Here is a 15,096-nt window from a genome sequence, read left to right as displayed (position 1 = left end):
GATTTTGTCGCACAATAGACACGCCGGCCGCGTCTGCGCTACCTCCCGGAGCCCGTCCGACGATCATCCGGATCGCTGCCGCCTATGTTCCCATTTCCCTTGAAGGAGACGCGTCATGGCGAATCGACAATATGCAGGCGGTTGTCATTGCGGCGACCTGCGTTTTACGGCAAATATTGATTTGTCCAAAACAATCACGTGCAATTGTTCTATTTGCAAGAAGCGCGGATTGATTCTCGCATTTACTCCCATCGCCGAGTTTTCACAGACTGCAGGCGAGGGGAATGCGCGTGAATATCTTTTCAACAAACACGTTATTCGTCATCAGTTTTGTCCGAATTGCGGCGTCGAAGCTTTCGCGTTCGGAAAAATGCCGGACGGCGCCGCAATGGCGGCCGTCAATGTGCGTTGCCTCGACGACATCGATCTCGATACGGTGCACCCCGCGCCGTTCGATGGGGCCAGCCGGTAGGCCGGGCGCGTCCGGGACGCAGACGGTATCCGTTTCGGTAGATCATTCAATATATTATTTTGAATATTTAAAACGCTTCATGTTTTTCCGGTTTGCATCGCGAAACCGGCATAAGGATAAACTGCCGCCGTCTTTTCGCTTTGCGTTGATTAATGCGATTTGAAAGCCGTGGCGTGAGAATCGAGGGATTATTGGCTCAAGTTTCCTGAATGGTCGCCCGTTATGGCATGCGATTGTTATCGTTTTGTCGCACATGGAGCGGACATGAAGTTCTTGGGTAGTCTGAAAATCGGCACACGGTTGACCGTTGGGTTCGCCATCACGTTGATTCTGTTGTGTATCGTGGGCGGCATGGCTGTCTTCCAGGCGTCGCGAATTTATGGCGGTACGCGCGACCTTGCCGATAACTGGCTGCCCAGCGTGCAGACGCTCGGCACCGCGCAGGTCGCCGCCAACTCGGCGCGTCGCGCGTCGCTCGCCTTGCTGCTCGCGTCGGCCGAAAATTCGCATGCGGAGGAAGCTGCCAAACGCCAGGCCGCCATCGCCCTGATGGCAAAAACGCTCGACGGCTATCAGACGATGGTCGCGTCGGACGAAGATCGCCGCGCCTACGAGGCCGTCAAGGCCGCGTGGGCGGACTACGCCGCGATCGACAATCGCGTCGCCCTGCTGGATCAGGGCGACGACAGCGCCAAGGCACAGGCGCGCGCATTGCTGACGACCGAGGGCGTCAGGAGCTTTGCGGCGCTCAGCGACCGGCTTGCCGCACACGTCGCCGTCAATCGCAAAGGCGCCATGGCCGCGACCGACGCCGCCGCGCTCAACTACCACACTGCCTTCATCGCTACCCTCGTGCTGATTGCGCTGGCGTTGGCGGCGGCGAGCGTTATCGCGTGGCTCATCACCCGCTCGATCACGGTGCCGATCGGCCGTTGCGTGGAGATTGCGCAGACGGTCGCGCGCGGCGACCTCACTTCGCGCATCGATGTCCAGGGGCGGGACGAACTCGCTCAACTGCTCGGCTCGCTCAAGGACATGAACGCCCGGCTGGCGCAGGTCGTGGGTCAGGTGCGCCATAGCAGCGAGAGCATTGCGACCGGTTCCGCGCAGATCGCGGCAGGCAACACCGATCTGTCGTCGCGTACGGAGCAGCAGGCCGCGTCGCTGGAAGAAACGGCGGCGAGCATGGAAGAGCTGACCACGACCGTCAAGCAAAATGCCGACAACGCCGAGCAGGGCAACGTGCTGGCGTCGAGTGCGTCGCATATCGCGCAGCGCGGCGGTGAGGTGGTGCGGCAGGTCGTTGAAACGATGCGTGGGATCTCCGACGGCTCGGCGCGCGTGGCGGACATCACGAGCGTGATCGAAGGCATTGCGTTCCAGACCAATATCCTGGCGCTCAATGCGGCCGTGGAGGCAGCGCGTGCGGGCGAGCAGGGGCGCGGTTTCGCGGTCGTCGCCGGGGAAGTGCGCACGCTCGCGCAGCGCAGCGCCAACGCGGCGAAGGAGATCAAGGAGTTGATCGACGCGTCGACGCGTCAGGTCAGCGAAGGGGCGAAGCTTGTCTCGGAAGCCGGCGGCACGATGGACGAGGTGGTGCGCGCGGTCAAACGTGTCACGGATCTGATGGCGGAAATCGCGGCCGCGTCGACCGAGCAGCGCACGGGTATCGAGCAGGTGAATCAGGCGGTGATGCAGATGGACGCCGTCACGCAGCAGAACGCGGCGTTGGTGGAAGAGGCTTCGGCAGCGGCGCAGTCGATGGCTGCGCAATCGAGCGGTCTGCGCGAACTCGTGTCGATCTTCCGTATCGACGGGGCGGCGAACGGCGCGGTGGCCCAATCTCACGTCGCACCCTAAAAAACGGCTCGCCCGCACACGCGGGCGAGCCGTGAATGCCGAAACGCTCTCACCCGCGTTCGGCCCATGAGACCGCATGCGTCTCACGTGCTTCCCGGCATCGACAGTGCTCGTCGATGCCGGCCAATCGGCGTGCGTCCACCTGCCGCCGGCGATCGCGTCCGGCACGGATGCCGGTTACGTCAATGCCGTGGATTCGGTCACTTGCCCGCGAGCATCGATCCGCGATCGCGCAGATTGACGTGCAGGTCGAAGGCGCGCTCCAGTGCGTGCGGCGTTTGCCCGCCGTAGCGCTGGGCATCGCGGTAATACTCGCGCAGCACCTCGCGGTAGCTCGGATGTGCGCAATGGTCGATCACCAGATTCACTCGTTCGCGCGGCGCGAGCGTGCGCAGATCGGCCAGGCCCTGTTCGGTCACGATGATGTCCACGTCGTGCTCGTTATGGTCGACGTGCGGCACCATCGGCACGATGCTGGAAATCTTCCCCTCCTTGGCGATGGACTTCGTCGCAAAGATCGCCATGCGGGCGTTGCGTGCGAAGTCGCCCGAGCCGCCAATACCGTTCATCATGTGCGTGCCGCCGACGTGGGTCGAATTCACGTTGCCGTAGATGTCGGCTTCCAGCGCCGTGTTCAATGCAATCAGACCGAGACGACGGATCACTTCCGGGTGATTGCTGACTTCCTGCGGCCGGAGTACGAGCTTGTCGCGATAGCGCTCCAGGTGCCCAAACACGCGGTCCTGCACCGCTTGCGAGACCGTGATGGAGGATCCTGACGCGAACACCATCTTGCCGGCGTCCATCAGGTCGAAGGTCGAGTCCTGAAGCACTTCCGAGTACATCGTCAGGTCTTCGAACGGCGAATCGATGAAGCCGGTAAGCACGGCGTTGGCGATGGTGCCGATGCCCGACTGAATCGCCGGCAGCGTGCGCGGCAGGCGGCCGCGCGAGACTTCGTGCTGGAAGAACTCGATGAGGTGACCGGCAATGCGCTGGGTCTCGGCGTCCGGAGGCAGCGCGTTGGAGGCGCTGTCCGGCGTGTCCGTGATGACGATGGCCGCGATCTTCTCCGGCGCGATTTTCACCACGCTCGCGCCGACGCGGTCGCGCACATCGACAATCGGCAGCGGTGCGCGGTGCGGACGCTGACCCGGAATCCAGATGTCGTGCATGCCTTCGAAGGCGAGCGGCTGCGCGAGGTTGATCTCGACGATCACCTTCTCGGCCAGAATCGCGAAGCTCGCCGAGTTGCCGACCGACGAGCTCGGCACGAGTCCGCCGTCTTCCGTGATGGCGACGGCTTCGATCACTGCCACGTCCAGCTTGCCGAACTGACCGGCGCGAAGGAACTCGACCGTCTCGGAGAGGTGCTGGTCAACGAACATCACGTCGCCGCGATTGATCGCGCCGCGCAGCGTGGTATCGACCTGGAACGGCAGGCGCCTGGCGAGCACACCGGCTTGCGTGAGTGTCTTGTCGGAGTCGTGCCCCAGCGATGCCCCGGTAATGAGCGTGATCTTCATCGGGTGGGCGCTCGCCCGTTTGGCCAGCGCGATGGGCATGTCCTTGGCGTCGCCGGCGCGGGTGAACCCGCTCATGCCGACCACCATGCCGTCACCGACGAGTCTGGCAGCGTCGTCGGCACTCATCACCCGGTCGCGCAGCGACGCCAGGCGGATGCGGTCTTCAAACATCGTGAGGCTCCTCGTCTCTCTTATTCGAATCTCTTGAATTCCCGGCGCCGCCGCTGTGGACGAGCCGGTCTGCGCCTTGACTCGAAGTGTATTGACCCATCGGTCACATTTCCAATATATTGAACATGTTGTTTTCATACTTATTATGTATTGATAGCGCAAAACCCGATGGCATCGGGCTGACGGAGGAGGGGGCATGGAATTGCGGCATCTGCAATATTTCATTGCTGTCGCGCAAGAGCGTCATTTCACGCGGGCGGCGGCGCGGGCGGGGATCCAGCAGCCGCCGCTGAGCTTGCAGATCCGTCAGCTCGAAGCGGAGCTGGGCGGGCCGTTGTTCGTGCGTTTGCCGCGCGACGTCGTGCTCACGGAATTGGGTGAGGCGTTCTTGCCGGAGGCGCGTCAGATCCTCGAGCGCGTGGCGCGAACCAAGCGGCGCATGCAACAGATTTCGCGCGGCGAGGCGGGGCATATCCGTATCGGTTTTGCCGGGGCAACCTATTTCGAGCCGCGAATTCCGGCGTGGATCCGGGACTACCGGGCGGGCTATCCGGACGTGCAACTGCATCCGCAGCAGAGCAACACGGCCAGTTTGCTGACCGCGCTTGCCGAAGATGCGGTGGATGCGGCCTTCATCCGCACGCCGTTCGAGGTGCCCGAGGGTATCGTGAGCCTACTTGTCGCGGACGAGCCGATGGTGCTGGTGTTGCCGCTGGGGCACCCGATGTGCGTGCGCGAGCGTGTGCCGCTCGCCGCCCTGGCGCAGGACGAATTCATTCTGCTGCCGCGCGAGATCAGTCCCGCGTTGTACGACCGAACGATTGCGGCCTGCGAGGCGGCGGGGTTTCGTCCGAAGCTCGGGCAGGAGGCGCCGCAGATCACTTCCATCGTGCCGATGGTGGCCGCGGGCTTTGGTGTGTCGCTGGTGCCGGTGTCCGTGAGTCAGATCCGCACGCCCGGCATGGGGTTCTGGCCCATCGACGCGCCCGCGGACGAAATGCCATTGGCACCCATCAGTCTCGCCTATCGCGCGGATCACGGTTCGGCGGCGCTCGATCGCTTCATTGCGATGAAGCCGGCGAGTCCCGCAGACGCCGACGGGGAACCCGGCGCAATGGCCGGCGCGCGTACGTGACGCTCAGTGATAGCCGCGCTGACCGGGGCCGGGCAGGGCGCCATCGCCGGCCGGCTCCCAGCCGCTCGCGCGCAGCCTGCCGACGAGCAACGGGTGGATCATCACCGCGTAAAGGAGACACGTTGCTGGCAGCGAGAGCGCCAGAAGCGATTCCTTCCAGACGAGCGCCGGGCCGATGGCGAGCAGAGCCCAGAGCAGTGCATGCCACGCAAACCCGTAGGCCAGCAGGTAGAGCGGGCCGAGGAAGAACGCGGCAACGCAGGACAGATACGAAATTTCGATGACGTCTGCGCTCGACGGATTGCGGAATTTGAGGGTCATGGTGAGATCGCGCGCAGGGGGTGAGAGTCGGCAAAATAGCCCACCATCGACCCCAATTCGTCCTACTCCCGGGCCCGCCCGTCGCATGGCCGAGCGGCCGTCGTCTCGCATCCCGATGCATTTGCCGGACGGTGCGCTACACTGCCCTCAAGCCCCGCCACGGGGCATCATCGTGGACGTCTCTCCATGCGAACGCTCAGAACGCTGACTCGCTGGCTACCGGTACTCATCGGCACTGTCGCGGGCACGCTGGCCATGTTGCTGATGGGACAGATTGCGCAGACGCGCGTGGACGACTTTCGTCTGCGTGCTTACGTGCAGGACATCATGGGGTTCATGGCCGATGCGTCGCTCTCGAGCCGCACGGCGTTGCACGACGCGATGTACAGCGGTGCGGTGCCGTGCACCGACGCCGATATTCTGGCGCTGCGCCGCGTCGCCATGCGCAGCCCCTATTTTCATGACATTGCGCGCGTTCACGACTCCCGCCTGCTGTGTTCCGCCGTGGCCGGCCGGTTCGACCCGGCGCCGGAACTGCCGCCGCCCAGCCATGAGACGCGAACGGGCGTGAAACTGTGGCATACGCTCACGGGCATCGTGACACCGGGCGTGCAGGTCAATGCCATCGGCCTGGGCGACGTGGTGGTCTTCAGCCCGCCGGTGTTACCTGCTCGACTCGGCACGCCGCATGCCGGATTCGCATCGGTGGCGTCGACGAGCGACATGCGCTTTCAATTCTGGCGTGCCGGGAAATTCGAGGATCAGCAGCACATTACGCTGGGCCAGACGTCACGCTGGATCGACATCGGGCCGGTGCGCCGCTTCTCGTTGTGCTCGGGCAGCGTGGATGTTTGCGCATCCGCCGTTTATACGTCCTCGCGCATTCTGGCCAATCCCTGGGGACTGTTGAGCGCGCTGGTCATCGGTGCGCTGGCGGGGGGCATGATGGGGCAGGCATGGCGCTCGCGGCGGCGGTATCGTATGTCGATCGACTGGGTGACGCAGCAGGCGGCGGAGTCCGGGGGCATCCATCTCGTCTATCAGCCGCTGGTGCGTTTGCGCGACGGCAAGATGGTCGGCGTCGAGGCGCTCGCGCGTCTGAACGACAGCGCGGGCAATCCGATCTCGCCGGATATATTCATTCCCATTGCCGAGCGGCAAGGCGTGATCGGGTTGATTGCGCGCCAGGTCGCGCGCCGCGCGTTGAGCGAAATGCACGGGCGGGCGTTGGCCGATCCGGAGTTCCATATCAGTATCAATCTCGCCGCGACGGACGTCGTCGATGAGACCTTTCATACGTATCTGAATCACCTGGCGGCGTCGTTACGGGTGCCGCGCGCGCAGATCGCGCTGGAGGTCACGGAACGCTCCACCGACAACATGACGCGGCTGCGCGAGGCGCTCGACCGGCTGCGCGTCGACGGCTATCAGATTCACATCGACGATTTCGGCACGGGCTTTTCCAATCTGGCCTATCTGTCGACACTGAACGTCGATGCACTCAAGATCGACCGCATGTTCACGCAGGCGATCGGCACCGATACCGTGGGCAACGCCATCGTCGATCAGATCTGCAAGATGGCCACCCTGCTGGGCGTGGATGTCATCGTGGAGGGACTGGAGACGCAGGCGCAGGCGGACTACATGCTTGCGATTCATCCCGGCGCCATCGGGCAGGGCTGGCTCTTCGGCAAGGCCGTGGCCGCAGATGAGCTCACCTCGCGCGGCGACGACAGAGGGACGCCTTCGAAAGCGTAGGTAATATTCCCGTACCCGTATCAGGCAAATTACCGAGAATAACGACGAGGATTCGGGACTACAGTGAAATCACCGTGGTCCCGATGTGCCCCCGACCTCCACGGACTGTCCGGCTCGCCGCCCTGGCGAGCCGCTTTTTTTTCGATCGGGAGCCGGAATTCGTGAACATGTTACGATTTCCCGAAAAACAGCGTCGGTTGCATCGGTGGTTGCGGCCCTATAGCTGTCGCTTGAAAGCAAGGGGACTTATGACAGATTCTTACAAATTCAACTGGCGTTACGTCAGTCATACGCCGCCGGGCCGTCCGTTCGACTTGGCGGGTGCGATCACGCCGCGCGCCGACAAACGCTTCGACGGTGCCGTCGATGCGTATTGCGATGGCGCCTACATCGGCCGCTGCGAGTTCTCCAGCATCGACGCCGATTGCGCATCCTCCGCAGCCGCGCAGATCCGAAAACGTATCGAGCTTCGCATCGAAGATCGCGTCAAGAAGGAAAATCAGACGTCGCACTGACCGGTTCTCCGGCGCACGTGCGCATCGCGTTTTGACGTTCTTCCCGAGCGCCTCGTCGGGCGCTCGTCACCCGCGCACGCGCATCCTCGGCCCCACGGAATCGACAGGCAAAAAAAACGGCCAGCGCGTTGCTGGCCGTGAAATCCACCAGGAGGAGGTGGAGGAGACAGGTGCAACTATATCAGGGAAATCCCTAGACGGGTAAACCTTTGTTAAAAAAATCTGTAGAAAAACCACATCTGCGACAATTCGCCGCTTTCCACCGGGCAAATCGCCCAATTCCCCGCTCCATATAGCCATACGGCACGCCGCGATGGCGTCTTCCCAATCTCCGCATGGAGAAAAACCACAAAGCGTGAGTCTTCTGCCAAGGCAGCGCGAGATTTCCGCGCCTTGGCCGCACGGCGTTCAGCCTCCCCACCGTGCTGCCAGGCCATGGGAATGGTGGGGGTGTCTAAGTGTTTACACCGAGCATTGAATTACGTTGGGAGATATAAACTTCCGCAAAGCGTAATTTGATGCCGGCTGGCGACGTCGTTCGTCGCGGACTCCCGGCATCGAATGCCCTGCGGCCCGAACCGGGCGGCAGGGCGCCCGCGAGGCAGCGTAACAACAAGCCGGCGCCTCGACCGGGACGCAGAACCACGAAGTTGCGAGAACGTTTGGAGACAGGATGAAAGCAGCAGAAGTGAATGTGGGCGCACTGATCGACGAGAGTCGTCTGGGGGCCTATCAGTGGTGGGTGATCGTGCTGTGCGCGATGTGCCTGGTGGTCGACGGTTTCGACGTTCAGGCGATGGGTTATGTCGCGCCGGTCGTCATCCGTGAGTGGGGCATTGCCAAGGAAACGCTCTCGCCGGTCTTCGGCGCGGGGTTGTTCGGCATGCTGGTTGGCTCGCTCACGTTCTCCGCGCTGGCGGACAAGCTGGGCCGCCGCCCGGTGTTGATCGGCGCCACGCTGTTCTTCTCGGTATGCATGATCGTCACCGGGTTCGCAAACACGATTACCGAACTGGTCGTCTGGCGCTTCGCCGCCGGTCTGGGACTGGGCTGCATCATGCCCAACGCGATGGCGCTGGCCGGTGAGTACAGCCCGCGCCGCATCCGCGTCTCGCTCATGATGATCGTGTCGTGCGGTTTCACGCTTGGCGGTGTGGTTGGCGGTCTCATCACGGCGGCCATCATTCCGAGCCTCGGCTGGCGCGCGGTGTTCTACATCGGCGGTGCCATTCCGCTCGTGCTGGGCGTGCTGATGTGGATCTCGCTGCCCGAGTCGATTCAGTTCCTGATGTTCAAGAAGAGCGACAACGCGCGCATCCGCAAGCAACTGCTGCGTGTGGCGCCGGGCGCCAACGTGCCGGTCGATGCGCGCTTCGTGCTCGATGAGCAAAAAGCCAAGGGCGTGCCGTTCATCGAACTCTTCAAGGACGGCCGTGCTCGCGTGACACTGCTGCTGTGGGTCGTCAACTTCGCCAACCTGCTCGACATGTACTTCCTGTCGAACTGGCTGCCGACGGTGATTCGCGATGCCGGCTATTCGACGCAGGTGGCCGTGATGGCGGGCACCGCGTTGTGGGCGGGCGGCGTGATCGGCACGTTGCTGCTGGGCCGTGTAATCGACCGCGTGGGCTTTACGAGTGTGCTGGCTGTCACGTTCCTGATTGCGATTGCAGCTACGGCGGCCATCGGCAATCCGGTCGTGATGGTCTCGATGCTGGCAGTGTTCGTTGCGATCTTTTTCGCGGGCTTCTCGATCATCGGCGGCCAGCCGGCGCTCAATGCCCTGGCGGCGACGTACTACCCGACGTCGCTGCGCTCGACGGGGATCGGCTGGAGCCTTGGTATCGGCCGCATCGGCTCGGTGCTGGGCCCGGTGCTGGGCGGCGCGCTGATGCACCTGCAATGGTCGTCGTCGTCGCTGTTCCTGGCGGCCGCCGTGCCGGCATGCGTCTCGCTGATCGGCGTGCTGGCCATTGCCCGTGCACAGCGCGGCGAACGCGGCAATCTGCGCGCTGCCACGGCCGCATGACGATGGCATGAACGCCGCATGACGCTGCGGGCCTCGCGGCTGCCACATAAGCAGCGGTTAGGGTTCCGATAACCATCGAGTATGAAAGTGCGACGCCCGCCGGCGTTATCATTGCGGGCGTCGTCGTTTTTGCGATGTCACGCGCAACGCGACAGGATTCGCACCGGCAAATCAAAACGATAAATGACCACGACGTCCGAACTTTCTCCCTCCCTGCCTTCCGAACGTGTGCTGTTGGGCATCCTCGGCCTGTTCATGATGATTGCGCCCGCGTCCACGGACATGTATCTGCCGGGGCTGCCGACGATGCGCCAGGAGTTGGGCGCGAGTGCCGCCGCCACGCAACTGACGCTGTCGTATTTCTTCCTGGGCTTTGCTTTCGGACAGCTGTTCTGGGGGCCGCTTGCCGACCGGTTCGGACGCCGCAAGCCAATGGCCGCCGGCATCGCCCTGTACATCTTCGGCAGCATCGGGTGCGCGTTCGCCGACAGCATCGATCACATGATGATGTGGCGCTTCGTGCAGGCGCTGGGCGGATGCGCCATGCCGGTCATCGCGCAGGCCATCGTGCGCGACGTCTATGGACCGCGCAACAGTGCGCGGGCGTTCTCCATCATGTTGCTGGTGATGAGCGTCGCGCCCATCGTCGCGCCGCTGGTGGGCGGGCAGATGCTTCGCTTCACGACGTGGCGCGTGATCTTCGGGATTCTCGCCGTGTTCGGCGTGGTCGCGTTGATGGCGCTGTGGCGTTTGCCGGAGACCGGGACGACGAACGGCCGTCAGGCGGGCGGCCCGCGTGCCATCCTCACGTCGTACTGGCAATTGCTGCGCGATCCGCATTTCGTCGGCTACATGATCGCCGGCGGTGCGGTTTTCGGCGCGTCGTTTACCTACATTACCGGCACGCCGCTCGTGTACATGGAGTACTTCCATGTCTCGCCGCAGTTCTTCGGGGTGCTGTTCGGCATCAATATCGTGGGCATGGCAGCGATGACAATCTTCAATTCGCGCCGCGTCGGGCAGATCGGCCCTTACAGGTTGATGCGTATCGGCATCGTCGGATGCGCAGTCGTCACGACGGTGCTGTGCGCCACGGTGTGGCTCGGCTTCGCGGTGCTTCCCCTGATGGTCGCGATGCTGTTCCTGTTCATGTCGCTGCGCGGCATCATTACCGCGAATTCGGTGGCAGGCGCGCTGGCCAATCATCCGACGCGCGCAGGCGCTGCGGCCGCGCTCGTGGGCAGCGTGCAGTACGGTTTCGGATTCGCGGCGGGCGGGTTGCTCGGCGTGCTCAACGACGGCTCGCCACGCCCTCTCGTGAGTGTCATGTGCGGCTTTGCCGTGCTGGCGCTGCTGGCATTGACGACGATGTTGCGTGCGCCGCGCGCGCATTGATCGAACAAAGGGGCGCCGCAGTGAACTGCACCCCTTTGTTCTTCCGTCACCCCAGGTACCGCCTTACAGCGCGAGCACCAGCTTCTTGCCGCAGGCACGCGAGCAGCAGGACATCATCTTCGTATTGGAATCGCGCTCGGCGCGCGTGAGCACCACGTCGCGGTGATCCACCTCACCTTCGAGGACCTGGACTTCGCATGACCCGCACAGCCCTTCCTCGCAGTCGCTCTGGACGTCGATGTTCGCCGCGCGCAGGGCGCTAAGCAGCGTCTGGTCGGCCGGGACCGTTACGGTGATGCCCGAATCTTTCAACGTGACTTCGAACGCATGTTCCTTCTCGGGATCGAGCGTGCCGAGTTGCGACTGGAAGTGTTCGACGCGCAACGTATCTTCCGGCCAATGCGCGCTGCATTGTGCCAGCGCATCGAGCATTCGCACCGGACCGCAGGCGTATACCTGCGTGCCGTGCTGCGGCGTGGCCAACAGGTTCGCGTAATCCGCGCGCCGGCCTTCGTCCTTCACCCAAAGATGCAGACGATCGCCATGCAACGCCTGAAGGTCGTCGATCAGCGCCATCGTGCGACGGCTGCGCCCGCTGTAGTGGATCTCGTAATCGATGCCGAGCGCTTTGGCACGACGTGCCATCGCGGCAATCGGCGTGATGCCGATTCCCCCGGCCACGAAAATCGCGCGCGGCGTGGTTTCGTCCAGACGGAAGTGATTGCGCGGGCCGCGAATGCGCAGGCGGTCGCCGACGCGCACTTGTGTGTGCACCCAGTTCGAGCCGCCACGACCCTGCGGCTCGTGCAGCACGGCGATCTCCAGCGCACCCGCGTCGGCCGGATCGCCGCACAGCGAGTACTGACGCGACAACCCCGTTTCGCCGCATTCGATATCGATGTGCGAGCCGGGCGCCCAGCGCGGCATGGCGCGGCCGTCCGGCGCCACGAGGCGCAACTTGACGATGCCCTCGGCAACCGGCGTCACCGATTCGACCACCACGGGACGCGTCACGCTGTGACCCGACGGCTCACCGATACGCACCGGCGTGTGACGCGTGAGCACCGACGGATCGAGACGCTCCGGGTTCTGCGCCGGGTCCCATTCCACGAAGAGATGCTCCGGGCCGCGGAACGAGGTGTTCGGCACATACGTGAACTTTTGCTCCGCGAGCTTCATATGCGGCAGACGGCGCGTGAATTCTTCGAGGAAGATCTGCATCTCCATGCGGGCGAGGTTCTTGCCCATGCACTGGTGCGATCCGTAACCGAACGTCAACTGATCGCTGGCGTTCTCGCGGCGAATGTCGAACAGATCGGCATCGGCGAAATGTCCCTCGTCGTGATTGGCAGACGACGTGACGATCAACAGTTTCGAGCCGGCGGGAATCTCGATGCCGCCGATGGTGACGTCCTTCGTGGCCAGACGGCGCCATGCAGCGACCGATCCGTTGTGACGCAGGCACTCTTCCACGGCATTCGGAATCAGCGACGGGTCTTCGCAGATTTCGCGCCAAACGTCCGGATGCGAGAGCAGCAGCTTCATTGCGTTGGCCGTGGCGTTCGCCGTCGTTTCATGAGCGGCCACGATGCCGGCCATCATCATCGAGTGCAGATACGAATCGGTGACGACTTCCGGAAACTCCTTCTGCTTGCGAATGCCGTATTGCATCCAGCCGGGGCCGTCGGGGTTCTGACGCATCTTGTCGAGAATCTTGCCCGCGAGTTGCCAGAAGTTGCCCACGGCATGGGCGACGGCGACCTGTTCCTCGGGCTTGGGACGTCCCCAGGTGTTGACGGTGTGCGCAATGGAGTACTCGCGCAGCTTGTCCATGTCTTCTTCCGGCACGCCGAGAAAGTGCAGCGCCACGGTCAGCGGTACTTCCCAGAGCATCTGATCGACGAGATCGGCTCGGCCGTCGTTCACGAAACGGTCGACGTATTCGCGTGCGAGCTGGCGCACCAGCGGTTCATGATGCTTGAGATGCTCCGGCGTGAACGGCTCCATCAGCACGCGGCGGCGCGGCATGTGCGCGGGCTCGTCTTCATTGACGAGCGTGCGGTTGAGCGCGAAACCGTAGGAGGCGAGCACGGCGTTGGCCTCCGGCCCGGTCGGGGTGATCTTCTCCAGCGCAATCGACGGACTGAAGGTGATGTTGTCGCGGAAGATCGCCTTGATGTCGTCGTAGCGTGTCACGACCCAGTAACCGAGCTTCGGGCTGAAGAACACCGGTTCCTGTTCGCGCGCCCAGCGCACATACTCGGGCGGGTCTTGCTGATAGCCGTCTTCGAATGGATCGAAGTCGGCGGCGCGTGCGCTGACCGGGCAGCCATTCGGTGCCTGTGCGGCAGACGGTTGATGGAACGGGCAGCCGCCGGCTGCCGCGCTGTTCGGGGTGGGGGAAATCGACTGGCTCATCCGCTCGCTCTCTGAGGCTTATCCGGTTGTATGCCGCCGACTCGCGCGAGCTTCGCGGGAATCCTGGCGGCGCACACAATAAATCAAGTGTAGAGGAGTGCTGCGGCGCGGGTAGCGTGCACCGGGCGAATCCGGCGTTCGCGCCCAAAGTCGAACGGGACGTCTCCTCGGTTCGATGGGGTCCGTCGCGCCGCGGATCTCATGTCCATGGCGGATCCACATTCTCTTGATTTGTTAAGCGTAAATATAATACGCATTGCGTAAATTCGTGGACTGGGGTTAACCTCTAGACTTGTCGACGCAGGGCTACGATGATTTGCATCTTAAAATCTCGCCGATGACGACAAGCAAACGATCCACAGCAGGCCGCCCGCGAAGCGGGGCCGCGCTTTCCCGCCAATCGGGCGGCTTTAACGAGGTCGCCGGACAGGAGGCCGCCGATGCCGTCGACGGCAATGATGCGCCGCGCGAACGGGGCCGCCGCCAGCGCGTGCAGTCGGCGGAGACCGGCATGGTCGTGCTCAAGGGACTGGCCCGTCTGGGCGGGCGCGCGAGTCTGACTTTGCTTGCCTTGCACGTCCAGCAAAGTCCGGCCAAGGTTCACCGTTATCTAATGAGTCTCGTCGAAGAGGGCTTGGTGGCGCAGGACGCCGACTCGCAGCATTACTACCTTGGACTCGAAGCCATGCTCATCGGTGTGGCCGCAATGCGACAGGCCGACCCGGTACGCGCGGCCGAACCGGCGCTGGTACGTTTGCGCGAGGCGTTCGACGTCACCTGCTTCATTGCCGTAATGGGCAACAAGGGGCCGACCATAGTGCGCTTCGAGGAGCCGGGGCTGCCGGTCACCATCAACGTGCGTATCGGCTCCGTCATGTCCGTTCTCTGGTCCGCCGCCGGTCGCGTTTTCCTTGGACTTCTCGATGACCCGCAAGTGCAGGCCATGGCCGAGAGCGAGTGGGCGCACGCAAGTGCGGAGCATCGCGCCCAGCTCGATCCCGCCGATCCGATAGGTACGCTGCGCGCGTCTGTGCGCGCCGCACAGGGCGCGTGCGTGCGGGACACCAACCTGACCGGCATCAGCGCCATCGCCGCGCCGGTGTTCAATTACGACGGACGGCTCGTGGGCGTCATCACCGCGCTCGGCGCGACGGGCGGCTTCGACGCCCGTATGGACAGCCCGATCGGCGAGGCGGTGCGTCGAGAAGCGATGGCGGCGAGCCACGCGCTGGGCTACCGTCCGCCGCTGCCTGCGAGCGCCTGAATCGCCCAGTCATCCGCGCTTCTTCGGCTTCTTCGCGCGTTTCTCGCGCCGGCTCGCCGACATTTCCCAATGTGCCGTTTCGACGCGTTGGCCGCATAGGCGGCTGACGCCGCTCCGGCTTGGGATGTCGGCGCGGTGCCGGGAATTCAAGCCAATTCCCATCCACATGTCACTCCTTTAGCGTAGACGCTTGTGCTATCATTTGATAATGATTCTCATTAACAAATGGGTG

At 63.4% G+C, this 15,096-nt stretch carries 11 protein-coding genes; 8 read left to right on the top strand and 3 right to left on the bottom strand.

Features of this window, described 5'->3' with window-relative positions; all coding sequences use genetic code 11:
- Positions 1-115: 115 nt before the first annotated feature.
- Both AB870_RS14075 and AB870_RS14070 read left to right on the top strand, forming a co-directional pair.
- Positions 116-472 (top strand): GFA family protein, encoded by a 357-nt coding sequence (locus tag AB870_RS14075; protein WP_047905188.1) that lies wholly within the window; start codon positions 116-118, stop codon positions 470-472.
- 264 nt (positions 473-736) lie between these two features.
- Entirely contained in the window at positions 737-2,332 is a 1,596-nt protein-coding gene (locus AB870_RS14070; protein ID WP_047905187.1) for a methyl-accepting chemotaxis protein, read from the top strand.
- Between the two features lie 200 nt (positions 2,333-2,532).
- Here AB870_RS14070 and AB870_RS14065 read toward each other — a convergent pair whose 3' ends face one another.
- On the bottom strand, positions 2,533-4,029 hold the full coding sequence (locus tag AB870_RS14065) for an acetyl-CoA hydrolase/transferase family protein (RefSeq protein ID WP_047905186.1): 1,497 nt from the start codon (positions 4,027-4,029) through the stop codon (positions 2,533-2,535).
- A gap of 196 nt (positions 4,030-4,225) precedes the next feature.
- Here AB870_RS14065 and AB870_RS14060 point away from each other — a divergent pair, with 196 nt between their 5' ends.
- The gene (locus AB870_RS14060; RefSeq protein WP_047905185.1) at positions 4,226-5,164 is read left to right on the top strand and encodes a LysR substrate-binding domain-containing protein; all 939 of its coding nucleotides are present in this window, start codon (positions 4,226-4,228) and stop codon (positions 5,162-5,164) included.
- 3 nt (positions 5,165-5,167) lie between these two features.
- On the opposite strand, the gene AB870_RS14055 is transcribed toward AB870_RS14060, so the two are convergent.
- Positions 5,168-5,485 (bottom strand): hypothetical protein, encoded by a 318-nt coding sequence (locus AB870_RS14055; RefSeq protein ID WP_047905184.1) that lies wholly within the window; start codon positions 5,483-5,485, stop codon positions 5,168-5,170.
- A 186-nt stretch (positions 5,486-5,671) separates the two neighbouring features.
- On the opposite strand from AB870_RS14055, the gene AB870_RS14050 reads away from it, so the two are divergent.
- From AB870_RS14050 to AB870_RS14035, 4 genes are all read left to right on the top strand, one after another.
- On the top strand, positions 5,672-7,243 hold the full coding sequence (locus AB870_RS14050; protein WP_047905183.1) for an EAL domain-containing protein: 1,572 nt from the start codon (positions 5,672-5,674) through the stop codon (positions 7,241-7,243).
- 248 nt (positions 7,244-7,491) lie between these two features.
- Positions 7,492-7,758 (top strand): hypothetical protein, encoded by a 267-nt coding sequence (locus AB870_RS14045; protein ID WP_047905182.1) that lies wholly within the window; start codon positions 7,492-7,494, stop codon positions 7,756-7,758.
- 673 nt (positions 7,759-8,431) lie between these two features.
- Positions 8,432-9,787, top strand: a complete 1,356-nt coding sequence (locus AB870_RS14040) for an MFS transporter (protein ID WP_047905181.1) — start codon at positions 8,432-8,434, stop codon at positions 9,785-9,787.
- 183 nt (positions 9,788-9,970) lie between these two features.
- Positions 9,971-11,182: a Bcr/CflA family multidrug efflux MFS transporter gene (locus AB870_RS14035; RefSeq protein ID WP_047905180.1), complete on the top strand. Its 1,212-nt coding sequence runs from the start codon at positions 9,971-9,973 to the stop codon at positions 11,180-11,182.
- Between the two features lie 63 nt (positions 11,183-11,245).
- Here AB870_RS14035 and AB870_RS14030 read toward each other — a convergent pair whose 3' ends face one another.
- The gene (locus AB870_RS14030; protein WP_047905179.1) at positions 11,246-13,600 is read right to left on the bottom strand and encodes a cytochrome P450/oxidoreductase; all 2,355 of its coding nucleotides are present in this window, start codon (positions 13,598-13,600) and stop codon (positions 11,246-11,248) included.
- Between the two features lie 337 nt (positions 13,601-13,937).
- On the opposite strand from AB870_RS14030, the gene AB870_RS14025 reads away from it, so the two are divergent.
- Positions 13,938-14,864 carry an IclR family transcriptional regulator gene (locus AB870_RS14025; protein ID WP_047908209.1) on the top strand — a complete coding sequence of 309 codons (927 nt, stop codon included), beginning with the start codon at positions 13,938-13,940 and terminating at the stop codon, positions 14,862-14,864.
- The last annotated feature ends 232 nt before the right edge of the window (positions 14,865-15,096 follow it).

The sequence above is a fragment of the Pandoraea faecigallinarum genome, from assembly GCF_001029105.3.
GTDB lineage: Bacteria > Pseudomonadota > Gammaproteobacteria > Burkholderiales > Burkholderiaceae > Pandoraea > Pandoraea faecigallinarum.
This window is presented reverse-complemented; position numbering and strand designations above follow the sequence as displayed.

Bases quoted from the DNA above. Each gene is read 5' to 3' on its own strand.
- AB870_RS14040 (WP_047905181.1), top strand. From the start codon at position 8,432: ATGAAAGCAGCAGAAGTGAATGTGGGCGCACTGATCGACGAGAGTCGT.
- AB870_RS14060 (WP_047905185.1), top strand. From the start codon at position 4,226: ATGGAATTGCGGCATCTGCAATATTTCATTGCTGTCGCGCAAGAGCGT.
- AB870_RS14025 (WP_047908209.1), top strand. From the start codon at position 13,938: ATGACGACAAGCAAACGATCCACAGCAGGCCGCCCGCGAAGCGGGGCC.
- AB870_RS14045 (WP_047905182.1), top strand. From the start codon at position 7,492: ATGACAGATTCTTACAAATTCAACTGGCGTTACGTCAGTCATACGCCG.
- AB870_RS14035 (WP_047905180.1), top strand. From the start codon at position 9,971: ATGACCACGACGTCCGAACTTTCTCCCTCCCTGCCTTCCGAACGTGTG.
- AB870_RS14030 (WP_047905179.1), bottom strand. From the start codon at position 13,600: ATGAGCCAGTCGATTTCCCCCACCCCGAACAGCGCGGCAGCCGGCGGC.
- AB870_RS14070 (WP_047905187.1), top strand. From the start codon at position 737: ATGAAGTTCTTGGGTAGTCTGAAAATCGGCACACGGTTGACCGTTGGG.
- AB870_RS14065 (WP_047905186.1), bottom strand. From the start codon at position 4,029: ATGTTTGAAGACCGCATCCGCCTGGCGTCGCTGCGCGACCGGGTGATG.
- AB870_RS14055 (WP_047905184.1), bottom strand. From the start codon at position 5,485: ATGACCCTCAAATTCCGCAATCCGTCGAGCGCAGACGTCATCGAAATT.
- AB870_RS14075 (WP_047905188.1), top strand. From the start codon at position 116: ATGGCGAATCGACAATATGCAGGCGGTTGTCATTGCGGCGACCTGCGT.
- AB870_RS14050 (WP_047905183.1), top strand. From the start codon at position 5,672: ATGCGAACGCTCAGAACGCTGACTCGCTGGCTACCGGTACTCATCGGC.